The organism is Ursidibacter arcticus (genome assembly GCF_009761375.1).
Lineage (GTDB): Bacteria > Pseudomonadota > Gammaproteobacteria > Enterobacterales > Pasteurellaceae > Ursidibacter > Ursidibacter arcticus.
Genome location: NZ_LEKM01000194.1, coordinates 10,988 through 35,080, shown reverse-complemented (window position 1 = coordinate 35,080; position 24,093 = coordinate 10,988). Strand labels below are relative to the sequence as shown.

The window sequence follows — 24,093 nt, the reverse complement described above, 5'->3', positions numbered from 1 at the left end:
TTAGCAAAATTATAATTAATGGAAAGTACTTAATATTCATTTACTTAAACCCACCTAAATCTTTTAGTTTATTAACCATTGTGCAGAAAAGCTCAGCGGTACGCTCTGTATCGTATAAAGCGGAATGCGCCTGTTTACCATCAAAAGGAATTTGTGCCATTTGGCAAGCCTTTACCAGAACAGTTTGCCCATACATAAAACCTGCAAGGGTTGCGGTATCAAACATTGCAAAAGGGTGAAATGGATCGCGTTTTGCATTGATTCGTTTTACTGCTGCTTGTAAAAATGCTTGGTCAAAAGTTGCATTATGTGCCACGATAACTGCTCGCTGACAGCCATTGTCCTTTACTGCCTTTCTAATCATTTTAAACATTTCAGGAATAGCAATAACCTCGGGAATCGCACCACGTTCAGGGTTATCAATATCAATACCATTGACTTTCAATGACTCTGGGTTAATGTTCGCTCCTTCAAAAGGCTGAATATGACAATGAAATTTTTCATCAAGTTGTAGATAGCCTTGTTCGTCCATCTTTAAAGTAATGGCGGCAATTTCAAGTAAGGCATCTGTTTGTGCATTTAGCCCTGCGGTTTCAACATCAATTACGACTGGCAAATAACCACGAAAGCGGTTTTTTAATAATCGATAATCTTGTGCTTGGTTATCAGTTTGTGTTGTCATTGTGGTAAAAATAGAAAGGTGGGGAAATCCCACCTAAAATTAAATGGAAATATAATTAACCTAACGCTTTTTGAGCATCTTTATTTTCAATAAATTCGATTTTATAGCCATCAGGATCTTCAACAAAGGCGATAATCGTCTTTCCGCCTAGTACTGGGCCTGCTTCACGAGTCACTTTTCCACCCGCTTGGCGAACAGCTTCAACCGTTGCATAAATATCATCAACCCCTAACGCAATATGACCATAAGCTGTGCCTAATTCGTAGCTTTCTACGCCCCAGTTATACGTTAATTCAATCACTGCACTTTCACTTTCATCAGCATAGCCTAAAAAAGCTAAGGTATATTTATATTGTTCATTCTCGCTGGTGCGAAGTAAACGCATTCCAAGTACTTCAGTATAGAACTTAATTGAACGTTCTAAATTCCCCACGCGTAACATTGTATGTAAAATTCGCATATAACACCTCGTAAAAATAGAAAAAAGGTCGGCTATTATGGCATAATCTCTAACTAAAATCATTTTTCATCAATCTATTTCTTAAAGATATTATGTCGCACGATCACAACTCCGCTAAATTTGAAACGGCAACTTATGCCTTATTACCTGTAATGCTAATGGTCTTTATAGAAATGTGCCTTAATCATTTCTTTGCACCGCAAAATGCCATTTTTATTTCGCCTTACTTATTAGCCTTTTTTATTTGCGTCATCATCAGTTTTATTGTGCTATGGAAAGGGCAAATCTGCCCGGGGCAGAAAGGGCGTTTAACCTTTGTATTGCCTTTTTTATTGGTGTTTGCCTTAGGGAATTTTTTATATACATTGGGTTTTACGCCTAAACATTCGCCAATGTTAATTCCAATGTCTGCATCATTATTTCTGCCTTTTATTTACTGGAAATTGCCTGATGACGAAAAACTCCATAACACAATGATTTTTTGTGGGCTTGCCATTGCGAGTATTGGCATTATTCAATATTTAGCTATCTATTGGTATGAACTGCCTTCACTGTTTAACGGTATCCGAGCAAATAACTTTGCCCAGCTTTTATTAGGCATTTTATTGGCAGGCTGGTATTTGGTATTAGCGAAAAGCCGATTAGAAGGATTTTTAAAATTATTAGTTCTTCTTGCATTGGTTGCTTTAGTCTTTAATTATCTTTGGACTGCATTTGTACTCTACCAACAGCTACAAATTATGCCTGAGATGCTCATCTACCCTTATTTTATTTTCTTTGGGGTGCAATTTGTCATTTTTGCAATGTTAGCTTGGCTACTCCTTGCAAAAAATATTAAAAATCCAACCGCTTGGACAGTCGCGACCTTTTTAGCGATGTTATATCCATTTACGAATATTCTTTAAAGATGATCCGCCGAACGTTATTGATTTCAGCGACACTGTTTGCAATTTTACTTGCAAGCGGTGTTGCTTTGATGAGTGGCGGTCGTTTGGCACACACAATAAACTGGGTATTGCCAACAGATTGGAAAGTTGAGATCCCTCAAGGATTTCATACGGATTGGCGTGGCACTTCTCTTGCTCACTTTTCACTTTCCTATCAGCAATGTCCTATCTTGAAGACTGATGGATTTAAACTGCAATGGGCAGAGCAACAACGCATTCAGTTTGAAAAAGCGATTATTGACTATCATTGCTTATCTTTGTTACCTAAAGAAGAAAATAGCACATCAAGTGAATTTTCACTGAGTGAGCTACTTCCTTTACTACCGAATGGAACAGCAAACATTCAACAATTGATTTGGAAAAATTTACCTGCCGATCTACCACATCGAGCCAATGCGTTATTACTTCAGCCTACATCAGTAAAAGTTGCAAAAATTGAGCAACAACTCACCGCTTCTATCCATAACCAAGCAGTAAGATTATCAGCACAATTTGCAAAAGGCGAATTAACAGGTGATCTTCATTATTCACCAAGCGATGAGGAACAGCACCAACTTAATTTTTCCACTCAGCTCCAAGATTTAGCACAGCTTCCTGCGGTTTTGTCTATTCACTACCGTTGGCAACTACCTAATGATGTGATTACAGATAAAGCCTTGCAACAGGGTTCTAGCCAGTTGGAATGGCAGAAAGAAAGCAGTCATTTACTTGGTTCATTCAAACTGCAATCAACAAATTTCCCTGAAAATAAACTCGCATTTCCATTTCGGATAGAAAACGGTAGCCTTGCGATTGAGCAAGGGCGTTTTGATTGGGCAATGAGTGAAGATTTTCCCCTGCGTGGTTTTCTTACCACCCGAATTAGCCCAAATGAGCTAAGTATAGAAAACCTTTTTCCAATCAAAACCGCCATAAGAATTAGTTTATTGTCAGAAAATGCTAAAGGAAAAGGTAATGTGGTGATCAGTAGCCCCGAAGGCGAATTGCAAAAAACTAGCCTTAAACTACCGCTTCAAATCACAGGAAATGTTAAGCAAGGCAATTTTATTTTATATAGTGCAGTGCCAATGGAGCTAAATGGTGAGTATCAAGATTTAACTCTACGCTTTCTACCATCTGCATTATTACGTTTAACAGGTACAGAACGTTTTTTAACTATTCACGATTTACGTTTCCCATTAGCAGGATTGCAACTGAATAAATATGGTTTAACAGGGCGGTTACACGCTATTTTTCGTGGGGAAAGCCCTGATTTTAAAAATATAGAACTCCATTTAGATGGCTTTGCACGCAATTTTAAAATGGGGGCATTGCAGGTTTTCCAAGATCCAGACGAGCCTGATGCAATCATTGATCGCTGGCAATGGAAATTATGGGGAACATCACAACTCAATGCGTTTAAAACCCCATTGAACATTGCAGGGCGTGGAAACTGGCATCGCAATTTAGTGGAATTATCCGAATTTAATAGCACACTCGGCAAAATTCAGCAAAATGGCGTACTCATTCCCCATTTAACACTCAATTTAACCGAACCAATCAAGTTTGCCTATGAACAATTTCATCTAAACGGTGGGGTAAAATTGATTGCTCCCAAAGCACAATTTAGCTACGGGGGAGAATTAGAAAAACTCAGTGCCACATTAAATGTAGAAGGTGAAGTAGAAAATTTACGGCTAAAAGGCGAAGTCAGTGCAGGTAAACTTGGGCCTATTCGTCTTTTTGCTCGCAGACAATTAACGGAAAAATCCAGTGAATTGATTGGTCGATTATATTGGTCGGAACAACCTGCCAATGTATTCCAACCGCTTTTGCCATTTCGTTCCAACTGGGTAATTACTAACGGTACAATTCGTGGTGAAACCGCTTTTAGTGCAACTGCGGATAAGGGGCTGATTGCTGGCGGGCATTTTGCGATTCGTAATGGTGCAGTGTCATTGCCTGACGGCGAATTAAAAGGCATTGAATTTTCTCTCCCTTACCAATATCAACATAATCAAGTAAATATTGGTACAAAGCGAGCATTAGATGTCAGCATTGCAGAAATCAATATCGGTATTCCGCTTACGAATGCCAAAATGAAGGTGCAAGGGCATTATCCCTATACAAAAAAACGTCCGCTGTTCTTACGAGAACTCTCATTCAATCTCTTAGGAGGGAATTTACATATTGAACGTTTTGCACTGCCTCAAACCAAAATTGCCTATGTAAAATTAACAGGGATTGATTTTGCGGAAGTATTATCCCTTGCCCAATACCATCAGCTTGATTTACAAGGCAGATCCAATGCAGTATTACCTTTTTGGCTGAGTGGAAAACCTTGCTATATTTGTGATGGAAATGTTACACAAGTTGCCCCTTCTCACCTAAAATTTAGCCCAGAGCTTTTAGATGCGATGAAACAAAGCGGTTATACCGAACAAATCCTAACTTACTTGGTCAATGATAGTCATATTGACGAGCTACAAGCCAAGATAAATCTCTCCACAGAAGGCAATATGCATTTAAAAACCGCTTTAAAAATGCACTTATCAGAGCACCAAAAAGCAAAAATAAACCTAAATTATCAACACCAAGAAAATCTATTTGATCTCTGGAAACTAATCAATTATGGTTCGCAAGTCGAACAAAATATTGAACACTCAATTTATCAACAATTAGATAAACGCTAACGGGAAAAAAATGATACGAACCTTATTTTTTGCAATATGTTGTTATTATCTCACCGCTTGTACTCCAAAAATTCAGCTAGAAACACCAGCAGAAGGGATCACTATCAATATGAATGTGATTGTTGATCATAAAATTGAAGTTTCAATGGACGAAAAATCCCGAGCGGTTATAAAAACCGTAGATAAGGCTGAAAATACAGAAAAAGGAGCAGGGGGTAAAAAATAAAAGCACCCTGTGATCTGCCCCCCCAAAAGTTAGACTGATTTAATTCAAGGATTGAGTGCTATACTGCACAGGACTCAATCCTTTTAATTTGAATTGATATTTAGATAATTATTGTGGAATTAACACCATTGTATAAATAACAATAACCGCAACACCCACTAGCGATGGCACTGAAATACGTTTTGCTAAGAGTAATGGTGATAAGTTTGCAGCACCAGCAACCGCAACAGTAACGCCAGAAACAGGTGACATTGCACGTCCGATATTAGATACTTGCATCATTGGAGCAATTAAGTAGATTGGGTTAATACCCATTTGTGCAGCAAGTTTTGGTGCAATCTCTACGAATGCGAAGAATGCTGCATTACCCGAACCTGATGCAATGGCAACTAATAACGTGATAATCACTAATGCAAACATCATTAAGGTTGCGGCATTACCCACATTTTGTACAGAGTCAATCAATGCTTCAATAAAGCCGATACTACTTAAACTGTGAGCGAAAATACCTGCTGCAACTAAGAGTACCACAACCGCAGAGAATGCTTCTGCCATTCCTTTATAGCAAACTTCTAATCCTTCATATACTTTTGCTGCACTAAATGTACGGAAAAATTCGATAATAGCTGAAAGAATAATGGTGAGAATAATCAATCCGCCTAATGAGATTTTTGCAGCAATTTCACCATTAAAGATAAACAAACCAATAATTGGTAGGAAAGGTAGCACAAAGTAGAAAAGTGGTGCATTGGTATTTAAGTTTAGATTTTCTACATTGATTGTTTGATTAGATGTTTGAGCAATTAACCCTTCTTGTTTATCGCAGAAACGTTGCCAGAAGAAGTGAGCAACTGCAACAAATACCATCGCCACTAATGACATCGGTAAAATTACACCAAATGAGAAACCAATTAATTCGGCATTAGCTTTTTCTGCTGCCAAGATAATATCTGCTGCGGTTGGTGAAAGATTTAAAATAGCGGTGGTTGCACAAACAGCTGCGGCAGATGGTGCACTAATTCCGAGACGGGTCATAATCGGGAAAAGCGTCGCCATTAAAAATACGCCAAGAGCTGTGGCTGAGTGAATAGCAAATGCCATCATTGAACCAATTAAATATCCTCCAATCATCAATAGATAAGGGGAACGAATGTAGCGAAGTGGTTTGTAAAGAACTCGAATAATAACATCATTGGCTCCAATATGAGACATATATGCCGAGAAACCGATTAACGCCATAATAATCATTCCAAGATTACCACCACGAGATTCAAAAAGCCCGTAAATATAGTTATTTAGGTCACTAATAAGATTACCAGATGGGGCTTTAATAATCGGTTTTCCCATAAAGAAAGCAATGACCAGTAATAAGATACCCATACCAAATAACACACCTTTGGCATTGTACCCCTTAATAATTAACCACCCTAAGGCGATAAGTGCTAAAGCACCAATAATTAAGCTAATCATAATGATTCTCCTGAATGAAATGGATAAGTTGTAAATTGTTGGGCAATGTTGATAACAACATTCGCAGATTGGTTCATTGTATCGACAGAGATAAATTCAAAAGGCCCGTGGAAGTTTTCTCCCCCTGTGAATAGATTAGGGGTTGGTAATCCCATAAATGATAAACGGGCACCATCAGTTCCACCACGAATAGGATCGATATTTGGTGTGATACCTTGAGCTTCCATTACCTGTTTAGCAATATCTATTAAGTATAAATAATGGACTAAAACTTCTCCCATATTGCGATAATGCTCTTTAATTTCTACCTTTCCACACTGTTCGCCATATTTTTGTTGCATTTTTTCCATCGTTTCAAACAACATTTTCTGATAGTTTTCGATCTCAGTACGCTCAAAACTTCTTAATGCGTAATGAATACGACACTCATCAGTTGATCCTTCCATATTACGTAAGAAAATAAAACCTTGGCGAGCTTCACTGGTTGGCGGAGTAAGATGTGGTGGAAGTAAATGTTGGTATTCGCAAGCTCTTGTCCACGCATTGATCATTGTATCTTTTGCATAACCAGGGTGAACACTGCGACCATATAGTGTGACAGTTGCTTCATCTGCATTAAAGGTTTCATATTGTAGCTCTCCCACAGGTCCACCATCTAAGGTATAAGCTACATCAGCACCAAATTTTGCAACATCAAAGTGCTTCGCTCCACGCCCGATTTCTTCATCAGGAGTAAAACCAATACGAATTTTTCCGTGTGGAATTTCGGGGTGAGCAAGTAAGTATTCAACAACAGACAGAATAATTGCAATGCCCGATTTGTCATCAGCCCCAAGTAATGATGTTCCATCTGTCGTCACTAAAGTGTGTCCAATTAACTTATTGAGCGAAGGGAACACTTTTGCTGAAAGTTTATCGCCACTCCCAGCGAGTAAAATATCATTACCATCATACCGCTCAATAACTTGTGGTTTCACATTTTTACCATTAAATGCAGGTGCGGTATCAACGTGAGCCAATAATCCTAGTACTGGGACTGGTTTATCTATGGTTGCAGGCAAGGTAGCAAAGAGATACCCTTTATCATCTAAGCTAATATCAGATAATCCAAGAGCTTGCATTTCTTCTTTAAGAAGATGAAGTAAGTCCCACTGTTGTGGTGTGCTAGGTACAGTTTGGCTTGACGCATCAGAAGTGGTATAAATTTGAGTATAACGCAATAAGCGTGCTAGAAGGGCTTTATTTAAAGAAATATTCGCCATATAAACTCTCCATTCATAAATAATCTTAATAAAATAGTAAGAAAAACAATGCAATGAGCATAACAAAAAGTATGGTGTAATCGTACTTTAAAAAAGAAAGAATGAAGAAAATTTGTCAAGAATGTAGAGCTTGTCACAAAACATATTTTTTGTGCTGTCGGTAATGAGGTATTTTGTGGTAAAATGTTAGTTTATTAAGCAATGACCTAATTCTAAACAGCAGGATGTGTAAATATTTTGAATCGTAGGTATTGGGTTGTTTGTTAAATAAGAGAAAATAAGGTATAATTAACAACCAACTTTGGTAGGGTTCACATCGAAAACTAATGCAACATTACACTTTTTTACAAAAGTTCCATTTGCATTAGGGTATTTTTTGATAGAATAACCAAGAATTCTAGCCCTTCTTAAAATCTTTGTGTGGGTTTAGAAGGCTGTTTAACCTCAACATTAATTATATTAGGTAATGAGTGTTGAATTTTTTTATCTCGTAATGACGATAATATGAGGATTATTAAAATGAAAAAATCTGTAATTGCATTAGCAGTTTCTGGTTTAGCAATCGCTTCTGTTCAGGCAGCTCCACAAGCAAATACTTTCTATGCTGGTGCTAAAGCTGGTTGGGCTTCATTCCACGATGGTTTAACTCAATTTGATGCTAAGAAAAATCAAGGTGATGGTTTTGGTATTAACCGTAACTCTGTAACTTACGGCGTATTCGGTGGTTATCAAATTACTTCTAACTTAGCGGTTGAAGCAGGCTATGACTATTTCGGTCGTGTACGTGGCAATACAACATTCCCAGGTGAAACTAAAGATAAACGTGCTGCTAAACATTCAGCTCACGGTGCACACATCAGCTTAAAAGGTAGCTATCCAATCGTTGATGGTTTAGACGCTTACGCTCGTGTTGGTGCTGCATTAGTTCGTTCAGACTACTATGTTCAACCTGAAGTGGCTACTAAATCACGTGAGAAAGCTCACAACTTAAAAACTTCTTTAGTATTAGCAGGTGGTTTAGAGTACGCAATTACTCCAGCATTAGCAGCTCGTGTTGAATACCAATGGTTAAGCCGTGTTGGTAACTTAGATAAAGCTGTTCGTAAAGAAGGTGGTTCATCTAACTTCCAATATAGCCCAGATATCGGTTCTGTATCTGCAGGTTTAAGCTACCGTTTCGGTCAAGGTCCAGCTCCAGTTGTTGAGCCAGAAATCGTAACTAAGAACTTCTCTTTCAGCTCTGATGTATTATTTGCTTTCGGTAAAGCAGACTTAAAACCAGCTGCAGCTGCAACATTAGATGCTGCTCAAGAAGAAATCAATAAGTTAGGTTTAGCATCAGCTGCAATCCAAGTAAATGGTTATACAGACCGTATTGGTGGTGAAGCATTTAACGTAAAACTTTCACAACGTCGTGCTGAATCTGTAGCAAACTACATCGTTTCTAAAGGTGTAAACCCAGCTAACGTAACTGCAGTAGGTTACGGTAAAGCTAACCCTGTAACAGGCAACACTTGTGATGCGGTTAAAGGTCGTAAAGCGTTAATCGCTTGTTTAGCACCAGATCGTCGTGTTGAATTACAAGTTCAAGGTTCAAAAGAAGTTGCTATGTAATAGCCTCTTAAAGTAGAATCTGATGAGTCTAATAAAGCCCATACTTATAAAAAGTATGGGCTTTATTGTTATATTTCTAATTGTTTTAATAATTCCTCAAACTGCCCTACTGATCGTAAATCTAACCATATTTTTTGTTGCGATATACGAGTAATCATTGGATTTGGATAATTCTTAAATTGTTGTTCCAATTCTAATAAATCACGCTGATTTTCACTTGAAATAGTTACTGCAATAGATGGGATTTGTTCTGTTGGTAAAGCTCCACTTCCTATTTGAGCGAGAGAAGACTCAATTTGCAAAATATAACGAGAATCTAACCGCTTGCATAAACAGGCTTTTAATTGTTCAGCCTTTTGCTTAAGTTCATCTAAGGTTTGTGTGAGTAACTGCAAAGTGGGTAATGAACGAGTGAGTTGTTCGGGGAATAGATACTGGCGTAAAGTTGCTTCTAGCCCAGATAAAATAACTTTATCACAGCGTAAAACTCGTTTTAATGGGTGCTGTTGTAGTTGAGAAATGAGAGATTTTTTTCCAACGATAATGCCAGCTTGTGGTCCTCCAAGTAGTTTATCTCCTGAGAAAGAGATAAGATCGACACCAGACAACACCTTATCTTGCACCATTGGTTCTGCTGGTAAATTTAGTGTTTGCATATTAACAAGAGAGCCACTACCTAAATCACTAATAACAGGTAAATTAAACTCTTTTCCTAATGCCACTAACTCTTCTTCGCTGACACTTGCCGTAAACCCTTGAATTTGATAATTGCTAGTGTGCACTTTCATTAAAAAAGCAGTATTTTCAGTGATAGCATTACGGTAGTCTTTTAGATGCGTTCTATTAGTTGTGCCGACTTCGACTAATTTACAACCTGCTTGTTGCATAATATCTGGAATACGAAATGCCCCGCCAATTTCAATCAATTCACCACGAGAAATAATGACTTCTTTACCTTGAGCAAAAGTAGCTAATATCAGTAATACGGCTGCTGCATTATTATTAACAATGCAAGCGGCTTCAGCCCCTGTAATTTGTGAAAGTAATTGAGAAACATAATGATCTCTATGGCTTCTTTTTCCTGCTTCAATATCAAATTCTAACGCAACATTATGTTTCATCGCTTGAGTGGCTGCTTGTATTGCATTTTCAGACCACAATCCTCGCCCTAAATTTGTATGTAGAACTGTTCCAGTTAAATTAAAAACTTGTTTTATGGCGACATTGGTTTGCTGAGACAGTTGTTCTCTAACTTGAGCTAATAATTTCTCATCTGATCGGCAAATATCAGGTAAGGTGTGAGTTTGATGAATTTCTTGACGAATTTGTGTAAGTAAGACACGAATTTGTTTAACTACTGCTTGATGTCCAAATTTTAAAATAAGCTGTTCGCCTTGATCTGTTTTTAATAATTTATCTAGTGCAGGAATAGAGCGGAATAAATGTTGCATAAAAGAAAATCCATTGAGATATTTTGCACAATTCTAATAAATTCAGTAGAATAGTGCTACTTTTTCGGAAGTGAGTCGTCTCCGGTGAGGCGGTAGGACTTCAAATCCTATTGAGGACGCCAGCGTTCTCGGGTGGGTTCAACTCCCATTCACTTCCGCCAATCCATATAAACCGCCATAAACCCACATAAATAAACCACACAAAAAGTCCTTATAAATCAATCATTCTGTTTGGAATATTTGTACTGGCGTATTAAATAAATCTTTTATCAAGCCTCATCCACCATCACAGGTAATTGATTGAATTATACAACCTTTTTCTCTTAACCTGTTCAGGGCAAGTTTAGAGTAAATATATTTTTAGGTTCGCACAAAATAATGAGAAATCACATTAGTTGAATTTGAATTCATTAGTACTAACACGCCAAAATAACGACTAAATAACGTTGTATCCATAATGATGTTCAGATATCGATTTAAAGACCGTTTTAAAGATATTTTAGGGGCTTTATCAATATATCTTTGAATCGTTCTGACTGAAAATGATATTTAATGGTAAGTTGTTGGTCTGTTTACCAGATATGTAATTAGGTCCAAACTTTAATTGACTCTAATTTATTCTTGAAGAAAAACGTTTTATGGCATTTATGACAAAAATATCGCTAAACATTATTTAATGCACTATGTTTTTTTATTTTAGCACTTTGACAATGGGCAATTTTTATTCGTATTTCAAAAAGGGTATTAAACCCTTGTATTATAAGGCTTTAATACCCATTTTTAGCAACAAATTTGTCTATTACACCCCAAATGTTTTTGTTTTCCAATAGGTTATTATCTAAACAGAAATTGCATTACCAAGTTAATAAAAAATCCCCCTACAATAAGCCACAGACAGATAATACCACCTAATAGCAAAGGTTTTATACCCGCTTGTTTAATTGAGCTAATGCGAGTGGTTAGCCCTAATGCTGACATTGCCATCATTAGTAAGAATGTGTCAATTTGGATCAGTATATTCACCATTTTTTCTGGTATTAAATCAAATGAATTAAATACTGCAACAGCAATAAACAATACCGCAAACCAAGGAATCGTAATTTTCTGTTTTTCATCATTTCCTTGTTGTAAAGAGTAAGCTAAACTGATTAAAAATGGAGCAAGCATCATTACTCGAATCATTTTAGTAATCACCGCAGTATCTGCAATGGTACTATTGATATTTCCACCTGCTGCATATACTTGAGCAACTTCGTGAACGGTTGAGCCGATATAAATCCCAAACTGATGTTCATTTAATATTCCATTCAAATAAGGATAAAACGCAGGGTATAAGAACATACAAAGTGTGCCAAAAATTACAATAAGTGCAACCGCTACCGACACTTTATGCGATTCCGCTTTCACAATTGAGGTAGTAGCCATAATGGCTGCAGCACCACAAATACTACATCCAGCAGCGGTAAGTTGCACAATCTGTTTATCTATTTTCAGTAACCGAATACCAATCCAGCAAGTCAGAAAAAATGTGGTTACCAGTAAAAGTGCATCGCTGATTACCGCATTTACGCCAACCGAATGAATATCTTGTAAAGTAATCCTAAAGCCATACAGCACAATACCTGTTCTTAATAGGATAGTTTTAGCAAATTGAATACCCTGTGCTGTTTCTTTTTCGATATGCACATAAAATGTATTGCCTAATATAAGTCCAATTAGAATTGCAATAGTTAGTGCACTAAGTTGTAAATTGTTAGCAATTACAGTGTGTGAAACATAGAAAGAAAGAGCTGTTAAGAAAGCAACTAAAGTTAGCCCTGAAAGTAGGTTTGGGTTAATTTTCATTTTTATAATAAAAAGGCATAATAGAACCCATCTATTATGCCTTAAATTGAATAAGATTTTAACTAAAATTAGAAACGATAAGTTGCGTTAGCACCAAAGGTATTGCCTTTTACACGCTCACCATCAAATTTTGTACTCGTTCTTAGATACTCTGCGCCCAATTCAAAGTTTGAAGAAACCGCATACTTAGCACCGACACCGAATCCAAGACCAGTTTTCGTTTCTGATGCGGATAGATAATCAACTCCGCCATTCAAACCAACTTCTCGGTCTTTTGCTTCAAATTTAGTCGCTACATAACCTACTTTCACATAAGGTAAGAAATCAGCGGACACACGATAACCTTGTAAATAACTAACACTTGCTCTCCACTTTTCATCAATTTTGGTATATGAGCCATCAGTTTCTGTAGCATCAACTAATTTAGAACTATTAAGTTTAACTTTACCTTCAATGACGCCAACAAGGTTATTGCCATAGTCAATACCATAGTCTGCAATGATACCTACACCAGTTGCACGTTTAGCATCTTCATATTTAGTTGAAGTTAAATCAACACCTGCACCAAAACCTGTAAAAGTTTGACCAACTGGTGCTGCAAATGCAGATACTGACACTAAGCTAACAAGAGTTGCTAAAGCTAATTTTTTCATAAAATGCTCCTATATGAGTGTAAAAAATGGAGCCAGTGTACTGGCTCACCGTAAAAAAGCAAGTAAAGGATTCACTTTTGTAAATTTTTTGCAAAAAGTCACCGCTTGTTATCTTTTTTTCGTTTTACTGGTTGTAGCTTTCTTCTTTTTAGCCGTTTTCTTTTTATCCGCTTTCTTTTTAGATACACTTTTTATCGTTGCGATCTCTTTAAAGACCGGTTCTCCTTTTTTCGCTTTTTGTTTTGCAGTTTTACCTGCTGCTTTAGGTTTGCGTAAGCTAGTTGTCAAAGCAAAATCGATTTTCTTGTCATCTAAGTTCACTCCGTTCACTCTCACTTTTACAGGATCACCTAAACGATACATTACGCCATTAGCACCTACAAGACGTTGGCGGTCGCTATCAAAGTGATAGTACCCATTATCTAGACTTGAAATATGAACCAAGCCATCAATCAGCAATTCGTTGAGTTTAACAAATAGTCCAAAGCCCGTTACGCTTGAAATAACGCCCATAAACTCTTCGCCAATATGATCTTGCATATATTCACATTTCAGCCAATCTGCAACTTCTCGGGTTGCATCGTCTGCTCTACGCTCAGTGGCAGAGCATTTTTCCCCGAACTGATCCATATCATCAAGTTTGTAGTGATAGCCACCGCCATTAGTATAGTGACGAGTATTACCTTGCTGTTTTTCAATTAAATATTTAATTGCTCGATGTAGCAATAAGTCAGGGTAACGGCGAATTGGCGATGTAAAGTGTGCGTATTCAGTCAGTGCTAAACCAAAATGCCCTTCATTATCAGGGGAATAAATTGCTTGTTTTAATGAACGCAATAACATCGTTTGAATGAGTTCTTTATCTGGACGCTCTCTAACCGTATCCAGTAATGTAGCATAGTCTTTCGGTGTTGGATTTAACCCACCATCTAAAAAGAGCCCACATTCTTTTAAGAATGTACGGAAACTTGTCAATTTTTCTTCACTTGGTTGAGCGTGAATACGATATAGCGAAGGCTCATCGGCTTTCTCAACAAAACGAGCAGCAGCAATGTTGGCAAGGATCATACATTCTTCAATAATTTTATGAGCATCATTACGAATAACTGGCTCAATACGTTCAATACGCCCTTGTGGATTGAAAATAAACTGATTTTCAATGGTTTCAAATTCAATCGCCCCACGTTTTTGGCGAGCATCAACAAGTACTTGGTACATTTTATGTAACTCTTCCAAATGGGGGACAAGAGCAGAATAACGCTCTCTTAATGTCTCATTTCCTTCCAAGATATGCCATACTTTCGTGTAAGTTAGGCGAGCGTGAGAATTCATCACCGCTTCATAAAATTGGAAATCACCTAGTTGTCCAGCCTCGGATACTTGCATTTCTGCAACCAAACATAAACGATCCACTTGTGGATTGAGTGAACACAACCCATTCGATAATACTTCAGGTAACATTGGGATCACCCTATTTGGAAAATAAACAGAGTTCCCCCGTTGTTGAGCGTCTAAATCAAGTGCTGTTTTCGGGCGAACATAGTAACTGACATCAGCAATCGCCACCCACAAACGCCAACCATTTTCTTCTCGTTGGCAGAAAACAGCATCATCAAAATCTCTAGCACTTTCACCATCAATCGTTACAAGGGGAAGATGACGTAAATCCACTCTACCTTGTTTGGCTTCTTCGGGTACTTCTTCACTAAATTGGCGGATCTGTTTTTCAACACCTTCACTCCAAATATGTGGAATTTCGTGATTGCGTAAAGCAATCTCAATTTCCATACCGGGTGCAAGGTTGTCGCCTAAAATTTCAGTAATAAAACCAACAGGGCGTTTAAAATCAGCTTTGCGTGGTTGTAATTCTACAACCACTACTTGCCCCATTCTTGCCCCAAGACGCTGATCTTCTGGAATGAGAATATCGTGCTGAATACGACTGTCATCAGGAACAACATAATTGATCCCCGACTCAGTGAAAAATCGTCCGACAATCTGTTTTTTACGAGCTTCCAATACTCTTACAATACGAACTTCTTTACGACCACGGCGATCTGTTCCATTCGGTTGAGCTAGGACAAAATCCCCGTGTAATACACGCACCATTTGGTTATTTGGAATAAACCAATCGTCATCATCTTCGACTTGTAAAAAGCCATAACCATCACGATGCCCGATAACCGTCCCTTTTAATAAATCCATCTTTTCGGGTAAGGCGTAGCGGCGACGTTTGGTAAAGACTAATTGCCCATCATTTTCCATTGCTCGTAATCGACGGCGAATAGCTTCTTGGCGGTCTTCATCATCAATGTTAAAGGTAGCAAGCAGCTCTTCTTTACTCATTGGTGCCTCATAATTTCGGATTGTTTGTAAAATAAACTCCCTGCTTGGCACAGGGTTTTCATATTTTTCTAATTCTTGTTGATAATTTGGATCTTGTTTCATTTTTTATTTTTCTCTTATATGTTTAAGGAAGGCATTTGCCTTATTTTTATTCTGTTTGTTTATGATTAAATTTGTGAATAAGACAAAACTTATTCAGGTTCAATGATGTATGTAAAATTACAAAGGTTAAATTAAAGCTAGATAGGATATAACGGATAGAAGGGCGTGATAGTCAGCTAACTAAATAAAAAGGCGACTAAATGTCGCCTCTCAAGAACAAATCTTATTGATTGTTTTGAACGTAATCAATCGCAGATTGTACAGTTGTGATTTTTTCTGCTTCTTCATCAGGAATTTCGATATCGAATTCTTCTTCTAAAGCCATCACTAACTCTACTGTATCAAGAGAGTCTGCGCCTAAATCTTCGATGAAAGAAGCTTCAGGTTTAACATCTTCTGCTTTTGCGCCAAGTTGATCAACGATGATTTTTTTTACGCGTTCTTCAATGCTCATTTTGTGTTTCCTATTTGTGAATTCGCTTAAGTGCGAGAGTTGTATAGTGTAAAGAAAATTCGCATAAATTCAACCTTTTTATGAGAAGTCAAACCAGCCTTGAGTTTTCTTATACACTTGAACCGATTGTTTTGCTTTTATAAAGCAAAAAGCGAGGTGAATTCTAACATTATGAATAGGGTTTATCCATAGCCGATTTTAGCCTGAGATTGAATTTCATCAAACAAGCGGTCGAATTTTTAAGAAATTTTGCAAATTTTTGCAAAAATCTTACCGCTTATGCTTTCCTGAATGGCTCTTGAGCTCTACAATAGCAAAATTTTCATATTTAAAAATTATAAAGATAGGATAAAACAATGCGTACCAGCCAATATTTATTTTCTACACTCAAAGAAACACCAAATGATGCTCAAGTCGTTAGTCATCAGCTAATGCTTCGAGCAGGAATGATCCGCCCGCTTGCATCAGGTTTATATAACTGGCTTCCAACGGGTTTGCGTGTATTAAAGAAAGTTGAAAATATTATTCGTGAAGAGATGAATAAAAGTGGGGCATTAGAAGTTGAAATGCCTGTGGTACAACCTGCGGACTTGTGGATCGAATCAGAACGTTGGGAAGATTATGGTCCTGAACTACTACGTTTTAAAGATCGTGGTGATCGCCCGTTTGTATTAGGCCCAACACACGAAGAAGTTATTACCGATTTAGTTCGTCGTGAAGTGAGTTCTTATAAACAGTTACCACTCAATTTATATCAAATCCAAACCAAATTCCGCGATGAAGTTCGCCCGCGTTTTGGAGTAATGCGTGGACGTGAATTTTTGATGAAAGATGCTTATTCTTTCCACACGACCAAAGAATCATTACAAGAAACCTATGATGTAATGCACCAAACATATAGCAACATTTTTACGCGTTTAGGTTTAGATTTCCGCCCTGTTGCTGCGGATACAGGTTCAATCGGAGGATCAGCATCTCACGAATTCCAAGTATTAGCGGCAAGCGGTGAAGATGATGTGGTATTCTCAACAGAATCTGATTATGCGGCTAACATTGAACTGGCAGAAGCTATCGCTGTTGGCGAACGCCAAGCTCCAACTGCTGAGTTGCAATTAGTGGATACACCAAATGCAAAAACGATCAATGAATTAGTTGAACAGTTTAATTTACCTATCGAAAAAACGGTGAAAACGCTGATTGTAAAAGGGGTAAGTGAAGAAAATCCATTAGTTGCATTAGTCATTCGTGGCGATCACGATTTGAATGAAATTAAAGCAGAAAAATTAGCAGAAGTTGCAGAACCCTTTGAGTTTGCTGACGAAGCAGAAATCAAAGCTAAAATCGGTGCTGGTGTTGGCTCGTTAGGCCCTGTCAATCTTAATATTCCAGTGATTATTGATAGAAGTGTTGCCATTATGAATGATTTTAGTGCAGGGGCGAATATTGACGGAAAACACTATTTCAACATCAACTGGGAACGTGATGTCGCCTTACCAAAAGTAGCCGATTTACGTAATGTTGTAGAAGGTGATCCAAGCCCAGATGGCAAAGGGACATTACTCATCAAGCGTGGTATTGAAGTGGGGCATATCTTCCAACTTGGCACAAAATATTCAGAAGCAATGAAAGCCACTGTACAAGGCGAAGATGGACGCCCACAAACGATGATTATGGGTTGTTATGGTATCGGGGTAACTCGTGTTGTGGCGGCAGCTATTGAACAACATCACGATGAACGCGGTATTATTTGGCCAACAGATGCAATTGCGCCTTTCACCGTAGCGGTTGTTCCGATGAATATGCATAAATCAGAAAAAGTCCAAACTTTTGCGGAAGATCTTTATAAAACACTACGCACACAAGGTGTCGATGTTATTTTTGATGATCGTAAAGAACGCCCAGGGGTGATGTTTGCCGATATGGAATTGATTGGCGTACCACATATGGTTGTTATTGGTGAGAAAAACCTAGAAAACGGTGAAATTGAATATAAAAATCGCCGTACAGGTGAAAAACAGATGATTAACAAAGATCAATTATTAGATTTCTTGCGCTCACAAATTAAAGCCTAATCTAAATAAAAGGGTGTAATGGGTAAATCAGCAACTATTTCGTCCATTACACCCTCTATTTTTATTCGTCTTCAATCTCTAAAATCATTCCTGCTGCAACAGTATGATACGTTGCTTCATCAATTAAAATAAAAGAGCCAGTGGCTATATTTTGTTGATAAGGGGTACAAACAATCGGTTTTTGTAAGGTTAATTTGACTTCGCCAATATCATTTAATTTTAGTACATCGGCATTTTCAAATTTACTTAACGTTTGTACATCTAAAATATGGCTAATTTCATTTACTTTTGCAAAAACAGTTTGAGTTGTGTGTTTAAGCAAATATTTACGAGCTGTATTCAACGGACGTTGATCAAACCAGCAAATTGTTGCGTGAATACGTTTTGCTGTATGAATAGTGGAATGCTCTGCAACAAAACTATCTCCACGAGAAACATCAATATCATCGTTTAAACGAAGAGTAACTTGTTCCCCTACTTTAGCTTGCTCAACAATACCGTTCGGGCTAATAATTTCTTTTATCGTAGAATAATAACCTGCAGGTTCTATTCTGACCTTATCACCAACTTTAATACCCCCCGCTTCAATTCGCCCTTGATAACCACGAAAATCATCTTGTTTATCGCTATCTAATCGGCTAACTAATTGAACAGGGAAGTGAAAATCTGCATAGGTTTCGGATAAGTTATCATCACTCGGTAAATTTTCTAAAATGGCAAGCAATGGTTCGCCTTGATACCAAGTTGTTCTTTCACTGGAATGAACGATGTTATCACCTTGTAAAGCAGATACAGGTACAAAATAAATATGTTCTAAGCCAATCTGTTGAGCGAATTGGCGGTAAGATTGCACAATACGTTCAAATTTTTCTTGGCTAAACTCAAGCAAATCCATTTTGTTAATCGCAACAATAATATGTTGGCAATTTAACTGTTTGAGAATAATCGAATGGCGTTTGGTTTGTGGTAGTAGTGCTAACTGCTCAGTTGTAAAGTCAAGCTGTGATGCGTCAATTAAAATAATGGCAGCGTGTGCTGTTGATGCTCCCGTTACCATATTTCGCGTGTATTGTTCGTGTCCTGGGGTATCTGCAATGATAAATTTGCGTTTTGCCGTAGAGAAATAGCGGTATGCAACATCAATGGTAATGCCTTGCTCTCTTTCCGCTTCTAAACCGTCCGTTAAAATTGAAAAATCAATCACTTCACCGTTATTTTTAGATTTATTTAAACTTAGTAACTGATCACTTAATAATGCTTTGCTATCGTATAATAAACGCCCAATTAACGTACTTTTTCCATCATCAACACTGCCAGCAGTAATAAAGCGAAGTGGTGCATATTGATTTAAATTACTCATAAATTTGTCCTTTTATCGTATCCGTCAAATTAAAAATAACCCTGTTTTTTACGCTGTTCCATCGCTGCTTCACTCACTTGATCATCCATTCGAGTGGCACTGCGTTCTGAAATTTCCGCCACTGCGGTTTCTTTAATAATATCCAGTGGATCTTTTGCATCACTGGCAACAGGGCAAGTACAACTAATATCACCGACTGTTCTAAAGCGAACAGATAAAATTTCACTTTCTTCATTCGGTAGTTTCGGTGTTAATGGCGTAACAGGGACAAGTAATCCTTTGCGTTTTACAACTTCTCGTTGATGAGCATAATAAATTGATGGAAGAGCTAAACCTTCTCGGGCAATATATTGCCAAATATCTAGTTCCGTCCAGTTTGAAATAGGGAATACTCGCATATTTTCGCCTTTATGTAATTTGGCGTTATATAGCGACCATAATTCAGGCCGTTGAGCTTTTGGATCCCATTGTCCAAATTCATCACGAAAAGAGAAAATTCGCTCCTTCGCTCGTGCTTTTTCTTCATCACGTCTTGCTCCGCCCATTAAAGCATCAAAGCCATATTCTGCAATAGTTTCTAATAAAGTTACCGCTTGTGCTGCATTACGAGAATCTGTTTCTTTGCGTAATACCACTGTGCCTTTTTCAATGGAATCTTCTACTTTTCCGACAACTAATTTAGCGTTTAGCTTTTTGACTAATTCATCTCGAAATTGAATGACTTCAGGGTAATTATGCCCCGTATCAATATGGACGAGCGGAAAAGGGAGGGACAATTTTCGTCCTTCTAACTTAAATGCTTTACAAGCCAACGCTAAAAGAACAACGGAATCTTTACCGCCAGAAAAAAGCAATGCAGGATTTTGACATTCTGCAATAACTTCTCGAATAATATAAATCGACTCCGCTTCTAACCAATCTAAATGGCGATTTTGTAACTGTTGCGTCATTTTCATTCCCCCTATTTATGTAAACCGCATTCTTTACTATCTTTATTTTCCCACCACCAACGTCCAGCTCGAATATCCTCTTCCGCTTTAACAGGGCGGGTACAAGGCTCACAACCAATACTTGGGAAACCTTGTTTATATAAGGCGTTATATGGAATGCCATATTTTAAAATATACGCCCACACATCTTGTTCTGACCAATCAAAAATCGGGTTGTATTTGTCCATTTGGCGACTAGTATCATATTCGTGAAATTCAAGCTCTGTTCGAGTAACGGACTGTTCTCGTCTTTGTCCTGTAAGCCAAGCATCTGCCCCTTTTAATGCACGATTAAGCGGTTCGATTTTACGGATAAAACAACATTTGCGACGTAATTCTACGCTGTCATAAAAAGCATATTTGCCAAATTCTTGTTGATATTGTTCCGCACTTTCTCGCTCTGGATAATAAAACTGCAACGTCAGCTCAGGATAAAAACGTCTTATTTCATCTGTGAGTGCTAATGTTTCATTATTTAGCTTGCCTGTTTCTAACGTGAATATTTCAATATCTACCCCGCTTTGTACAATAGCATCAGTAATCACCATATCTTCTACGGCTAAGCTATTGGCAAATTTAATTTGCGTGTGTTGGCTAGCAATTTCTCTTAAACGTTCAAATAAGGTTTCTCGTAAGCACTCGACACTTTTTAGAATAACTTCATTCGGCTGTGGAATTTCCCAAAGTTTTGGTCGAATAAAACTCATCATCTATCCCCCAATAAATAACAATATCTTATTTATAGCTGATGAATTACAGAATGAAAAATAATAAGAGAATATAGTTTAGAACCGCTAGGAATATATTTATTCAAAAGAGAACTATTCTCAAATGATTAAAATATAGTATTAGGAAATTTTTAGAATTTATTGATATAGAATGGAAAAATAAGGAATAGATTGTGAAATTGGGCTAATGTGTGATATTAACCCCACAGTTGGTATATTTAACTTATGATGCTAATTGTAGCTCTTCAACTGGTGCTATATATTGGGAATGTTGTTTCCATAACGTATCGTGTGTAGAAATAAATTGCCCTTCTTGTTTACCAAACCAAGCAAGTTTATTGTGTAGTTTAACCACTTCGCCAATGACAATGAGAGCTGGTGTTTCAGCCTGTTCGGCAAGCTCTGCTAAATTTTCTAATACGCCTGTTCTTACTGTTTGATTTGGTAGCGTTCCATTACTCACGACAGCGACAGGTGTGTCTTTTGCTCGTCCATAACGTTGTAGTTTCTCGCTTAATTCACGAGCTTTAATTGTTCCCATATATACCACTAAAGTTTGATTACCTTGAGCTAAGGTTTCCCACTTGAGCTTATTTCCATCAGGTTTCTGATGTCCTGTGATAAAGAGTGCTGTTTGGGAATGATCTCGATGAGTTAAAGGAATACCTGCGTAGGCGGTTGCTCCTAATGCGGCAGTAATTCCTGGTACAACAGAGTAAGGAATATTCTCTGATTTTAAAACTTCCAATTCTTCCCCTCCACGTCCGAATACAAATGGATCACCACCTTTTAAGCGTACAACTCGTTTGCCTTGTTTGGCATATTTAACTAATAGTTGGTTAGTTTCTTCCTGTAATACACTATGGTTACCTGCCCTTTTACCTACAAAGACTTTATCTGCATCACGGCGGACTAATTCTAAAATAGCATCTGATACTAGGGCATCATATAACACAACATCAGCTTGCTGGATAGATTGTAAGCCCTTTAAAGTCAATAAACCTGCATCACCAGGGCCTGCACCGACTAACGACACTTCACCAATAATTGGATTATCTTGTTCAAGCTCTCGATGTAAAAATAATTCGGCTTGTTCAATTTGATGATTTTCAGTTAGACGTTGGAAGGTTTGATGGGTAAATAATTTTTCCCAAAAACGACGACGTTGTGTTAAATCGGCAAATTTTTCTTTGACGACATTACGCCAACGCGCTGCAATATCTGACATTGCTCCGATATTATGTGGAATTAAGGCTTCTAATTTTTCTCTGAGTAAGCGAATTAATACAGGCGATGCACCACCACTAGAGATCGCAATTTGGATAGGTGAACGATCAACAATAGATGGAAAAATATAGCTACAATGAGGCTGGTCATCTACCACATTTACTAAACGTTGTTGAGCTTCTGCACTGTTAAAAACGAATTGATTTAATTCTGCATCATCGGTTGCAGCAATAATTAAATAAGCTTGACTAACTTGCGATGGCTCAAACTGTTTCGCAATCCATTCTACTTTTTCTTCTGCTAGTAATTGTTGCAGTTCTTTATGCAGTTTTTCTGCTACGATACGAACTTTAGCTTGAGCTTTTAATAGTGCGGTAATTTTACGCAATGCGATATGTCCACCGCCCACAACAAGCACTGGACGCTGTTTTACATCGACAAAAATAGGTAGGTAATTCATTTTTTTTCTCCCAAATACAACTGATCGAATAATGCCCCATCAGCAAAATGCTGTTTAGTAATCTGTTTCCAATCTCCAAATAATTCATTCACATTAAAGGTTTCAACTTCTGGAAAACGCTGTGCGAATGTTTTTAATACAGATGGATGAGTCGGTCTAAAATAATTTTCGGCAGCGACTTGCTGTGCCGTTTCTTGCCATAATGATGCAATGAAATCTTGCGTTAGATTCTGGTTTTTATGTTTTCTAGTATTTTTATCCACTTCTGCGACCAGCACTTCTGCTGCAGCACTATAACTGGGGTAAATGACTTCAAATTTATCTTCCCCTAACGCTTTTGCAGCTAAGCTAGCTTCATTTTCAGGTGCAATCAACACATCGCCTATTTCACGCTGTACAAATGTAATGGTTGCGGCTCTTGCTCCTGCATCGAAAAGCGGTACGTTTTGTAGAACTTTTTGCAAAAATACGTTGCCTTGTTGTTCATCAGCATAGTGTTTACGAGCAAAGCCAAACAGTGAGAGATAAGCATATCGTCCATTTCCTGATGTTTTGGGATTTGCGAAAACGACTTTCACCCCATCTTTTGCAAGATCATCCCAATCTCGAATTTGTTTTGGATTACCTTTTCTAACTAATAACACAATAGTGGTATAAAAAGGCACTGCATTGTTGGGATATTTTTGTTGCCAATCAGGAGAAACCCAACCATTTTTAACCAATAATTCAATATCATTACGTTGATTTAGTGTAACAACATCTGCAGGCAATCCATTTTGAACTGCTATTGCTTGTTTACTTGCTCCACCAAAAGAGAGTCCAACATTTAAGTTACCGTGTTGGTTAATATAAATCGGTAAATATTGTTTGTAGTAATCACGAATAACATCGTAGGCAACTAATAGCATTTGTTCTTTTGCTTCTGCATTTTTTATACCGATTGATAATGACGATATACCAAATAGAAATATCAATAATATCCTTTTCATTTTATCCCCCTGAATGTTTTTCGTAATATTTATACGCAAGAATGATTTTGATGAAAAATAATAAGGGAATATACGTTAGAAAAT

General features: G+C 37.6%; 19 protein-coding genes and 1 tRNA gene. 6 read left to right on the top strand and 14 right to left on the bottom strand.

The genetic code is table 11. The features are described from left to right. Positions 1–40 precede the first annotated feature (40 nt). Both rnt and gloA read right to left on the bottom strand, forming a co-directional pair. Entirely contained in the window at positions 41–682 is a 642-nt protein-coding gene (rnt, locus tag A1D25_RS08875) for a ribonuclease T (protein ID WP_157395327.1), read from the bottom strand. A gap of 55 nt (positions 683–737) precedes the next feature. Continuing rightward, positions 738–1,142, bottom strand: coding sequence for a lactoylglutathione lyase (gene gloA / locus A1D25_RS08870; protein WP_157395326.1), 405 nt, complete (start codon positions 1,140–1,142; stop codon positions 738–740). A gap of 92 nt (positions 1,143–1,234) precedes the next feature. Between gloA and A1D25_RS08865 the strand changes: the two genes are divergently transcribed. From A1D25_RS08865 to A1D25_RS08855, 3 genes are read left to right on the top strand one after another with little or no spacing between them, the layout of a single operon-like run. Beyond that, a complete protein-coding gene (locus tag A1D25_RS08865; RefSeq protein WP_157395325.1) occupies positions 1,235–2,047 on the top strand; it encodes a hypothetical protein in 813 nt (270 codons plus the stop codon). A 2-nt stretch (positions 2,048–2,049) separates the two neighbouring features. Beyond that, on the top strand, positions 2,050–4,761 hold the full coding sequence (locus A1D25_RS08860) for a YdbH family protein (RefSeq protein ID WP_157395324.1): 2,712 nt from the start codon (positions 2,050–2,052) through the stop codon (positions 4,759–4,761). A 10-nt stretch (positions 4,762–4,771) separates the two neighbouring features. Continuing rightward, positions 4,772–4,987: a YnbE family lipoprotein gene (locus A1D25_RS08855; protein ID WP_157395323.1), complete on the top strand. Its 216-nt coding sequence runs from the start codon at positions 4,772–4,774 to the stop codon at positions 4,985–4,987. Between the two features lie 108 nt (positions 4,988–5,095). On the opposite strand, the gene dcuC is transcribed toward A1D25_RS08855, so the two are convergent. Continuing rightward, the gene (gene dcuC / locus A1D25_RS08850) at positions 5,096–6,457 is read right to left on the bottom strand and encodes an anaerobic C4-dicarboxylate transporter DcuC (RefSeq protein ID WP_157395322.1); all 1,362 of its coding nucleotides are present in this window, start codon (positions 6,455–6,457) and stop codon (positions 5,096–5,098) included. Beyond that, complete coding sequence (pepT, locus tag A1D25_RS08845) at positions 6,454–7,719, bottom strand: peptidase T (RefSeq protein ID WP_157395321.1); 1,266 nt, start codon at positions 7,717–7,719, stop codon at positions 6,454–6,456. The genes dcuC and pepT overlap by 4 nt, the downstream gene beginning before the upstream one ends. 519 nt (positions 7,720–8,238) lie before the next feature. Between pepT and ompA the strand changes: the two genes are divergently transcribed. Then, entirely contained in the window at positions 8,239–9,333 is a 1,095-nt protein-coding gene (gene ompA, locus A1D25_RS08840; RefSeq protein ID WP_157395320.1) for a porin OmpA, read from the top strand. Between the two features lie 68 nt (positions 9,334–9,401). Here the strand turns inward: ompA and selA are convergent, their stop codons facing one another. Continuing rightward, a complete protein-coding gene (selA, locus tag A1D25_RS08835) occupies positions 9,402–10,784 on the bottom strand; it encodes an L-seryl-tRNA(Sec) selenium transferase (RefSeq protein ID WP_157395319.1) in 1,383 nt (460 codons plus the stop codon). A gap of 66 nt (positions 10,785–10,850) precedes the next feature. Between selA and A1D25_RS08830 the strand changes: the two genes are divergently transcribed. Continuing rightward, a tRNA-Sec gene (locus A1D25_RS08830) sits at positions 10,851–10,945 on the top strand. Between the two features lie 673 nt (positions 10,946–11,618). Here the strand turns inward: A1D25_RS08830 and A1D25_RS08825 are convergent. The 4 genes from A1D25_RS08825 to acpP form a co-directional block, all read right to left on the bottom strand. Continuing rightward, entirely contained in the window at positions 11,619–12,629 is a 1,011-nt protein-coding gene (locus A1D25_RS08825) for a YeiH family putative sulfate export transporter (RefSeq protein ID WP_157395318.1), read from the bottom strand. A gap of 68 nt (positions 12,630–12,697) precedes the next feature. Further along, positions 12,698–13,282, bottom strand: coding sequence for a porin family protein (locus A1D25_RS08820; RefSeq protein ID WP_157395317.1), 585 nt, complete (start codon positions 13,280–13,282; stop codon positions 12,698–12,700). 108 nt (positions 13,283–13,390) lie between these two features. Next, positions 13,391–15,730 carry a ribonuclease R gene (rnr, locus tag A1D25_RS08815; protein ID WP_157395316.1) on the bottom strand — a complete coding sequence of 780 codons (2,340 nt, stop codon included), beginning with the start codon at positions 15,728–15,730 and terminating at the stop codon, positions 13,391–13,393. A gap of 223 nt (positions 15,731–15,953) precedes the next feature. Further along, the gene (acpP, locus tag A1D25_RS08810) at positions 15,954–16,184 is read right to left on the bottom strand and encodes an acyl carrier protein (RefSeq protein ID WP_006249478.1); all 231 of its coding nucleotides are present in this window, start codon (positions 16,182–16,184) and stop codon (positions 15,954–15,956) included. Positions 16,185–16,540: 356 nt separating this feature from the next. On the opposite strand from acpP, the gene proS reads away from it, so the two are divergent. After that, on the top strand, positions 16,541–18,256 hold the full coding sequence (gene proS / locus A1D25_RS08805; protein WP_157395315.1) for a proline--tRNA ligase: 1,716 nt from the start codon (positions 16,541–16,543) through the stop codon (positions 18,254–18,256). A gap of 61 nt (positions 18,257–18,317) precedes the next feature. Here proS and A1D25_RS08800 read toward each other — a convergent pair whose 3' ends face one another. The 5 genes from A1D25_RS08800 to A1D25_RS08780 all read right to left on the bottom strand — a co-directional run bounded on the left by A1D25_RS08800 (position 18,318) and on the right by A1D25_RS08780 (position 24,009). Then, positions 18,318–19,616, bottom strand: coding sequence for a sulfate adenylyltransferase subunit 1 (locus tag A1D25_RS08800; RefSeq protein ID WP_157395314.1), 1,299 nt, complete (start codon positions 19,614–19,616; stop codon positions 18,318–18,320). A gap of 29 nt (positions 19,617–19,645) precedes the next feature. Further along, positions 19,646–20,566 (bottom strand): sulfate adenylyltransferase subunit CysD, encoded by a 921-nt coding sequence (cysD, locus tag A1D25_RS08795; protein WP_157395313.1) that lies wholly within the window; start codon positions 20,564–20,566, stop codon positions 19,646–19,648. 11 nt (positions 20,567–20,577) lie between these two features. Beyond that, complete coding sequence (locus tag A1D25_RS08790; RefSeq protein WP_157395346.1) at positions 20,578–21,312, bottom strand: phosphoadenylyl-sulfate reductase; 735 nt, start codon at positions 21,310–21,312, stop codon at positions 20,578–20,580. A 244-nt stretch (positions 21,313–21,556) separates the two neighbouring features. Beyond that, positions 21,557–23,020, bottom strand: coding sequence for a siroheme synthase CysG (gene cysG, locus A1D25_RS08785; RefSeq protein WP_157395312.1), 1,464 nt, complete (start codon positions 23,018–23,020; stop codon positions 21,557–21,559). Further along, on the bottom strand, positions 23,017–24,009 hold the full coding sequence (locus tag A1D25_RS08780) for a sulfate ABC transporter substrate-binding protein (protein WP_157395311.1): 993 nt from the start codon (positions 24,007–24,009) through the stop codon (positions 23,017–23,019). Before A1D25_RS08780 ends, cysG begins: the two co-directional genes overlap by 4 nt. Positions 24,010–24,093 lie beyond the last annotated feature (84 nt).

Bases quoted from the DNA above. Each gene is read 5' to 3' on its own strand.
- rnt (WP_157395327.1), bottom strand. From the start codon at position 682: ATGACAACACAAACTGATAACCAAGCACAAGATTATCGATTATTAAAA.
- gloA (WP_157395326.1), bottom strand. From the start codon at position 1,142: ATGCGAATTTTACATACAATGTTACGCGTGGGGAATTTAGAACGTTCA.
- A1D25_RS08825 (WP_157395318.1), bottom strand. From the start codon at position 12,629: ATGAAAATTAACCCAAACCTACTTTCAGGGCTAACTTTAGTTGCTTTC.
- A1D25_RS08860 (WP_157395324.1), top strand. From the start codon at position 2,050: ATGATCCGCCGAACGTTATTGATTTCAGCGACACTGTTTGCAATTTTA.
- proS (WP_157395315.1), top strand. From the start codon at position 16,541: ATGCGTACCAGCCAATATTTATTTTCTACACTCAAAGAAACACCAAAT.
- cysD (WP_157395313.1), bottom strand. From the start codon at position 20,566: ATGACGCAACAGTTACAAAATCGCCATTTAGATTGGTTAGAAGCGGAG.
- pepT (WP_157395321.1), bottom strand. From the start codon at position 7,719: ATGGCGAATATTTCTTTAAATAAAGCCCTTCTAGCACGCTTATTGCGT.
- A1D25_RS08855 (WP_157395323.1), top strand. From the start codon at position 4,772: ATGATACGAACCTTATTTTTTGCAATATGTTGTTATTATCTCACCGCT.
- A1D25_RS08820 (WP_157395317.1), bottom strand. From the start codon at position 13,282: ATGAAAAAATTAGCTTTAGCAACTCTTGTTAGCTTAGTGTCAGTATCT.
- acpP (WP_006249478.1), bottom strand. From the start codon at position 16,184: ATGAGCATTGAAGAACGCGTAAAAAAAATCATCGTTGATCAACTTGGC.
- rnr (WP_157395316.1), bottom strand. From the start codon at position 15,730: ATGAAACAAGATCCAAATTATCAACAAGAATTAGAAAAATATGAAAAC.
- A1D25_RS08865 (WP_157395325.1), top strand. From the start codon at position 1,235: ATGTCGCACGATCACAACTCCGCTAAATTTGAAACGGCAACTTATGCC.
- dcuC (WP_157395322.1), bottom strand. From the start codon at position 6,457: ATGATTAGCTTAATTATTGGTGCTTTAGCACTTATCGCCTTAGGGTGG.
- selA (WP_157395319.1), bottom strand. From the start codon at position 10,784: ATGCAACATTTATTCCGCTCTATTCCTGCACTAGATAAATTATTAAAA.
- cysG (WP_157395312.1), bottom strand. From the start codon at position 23,020: ATGAATTACCTACCTATTTTTGTCGATGTAAAACAGCGTCCAGTGCTT.
- A1D25_RS08800 (WP_157395314.1), bottom strand. From the start codon at position 19,616: ATGAGTAATTTAAATCAATATGCACCACTTCGCTTTATTACTGCTGGC.
- A1D25_RS08790 (WP_157395346.1), bottom strand. From the start codon at position 21,312: ATGAGTTTTATTCGACCAAAACTTTGGGAAATTCCACAGCCGAATGAA.
- A1D25_RS08780 (WP_157395311.1), bottom strand. From the start codon at position 24,009: ATGAAAAGGATATTATTGATATTTCTATTTGGTATATCGTCATTATCA.
- ompA (WP_157395320.1), top strand. From the start codon at position 8,239: ATGAAAAAATCTGTAATTGCATTAGCAGTTTCTGGTTTAGCAATCGCT.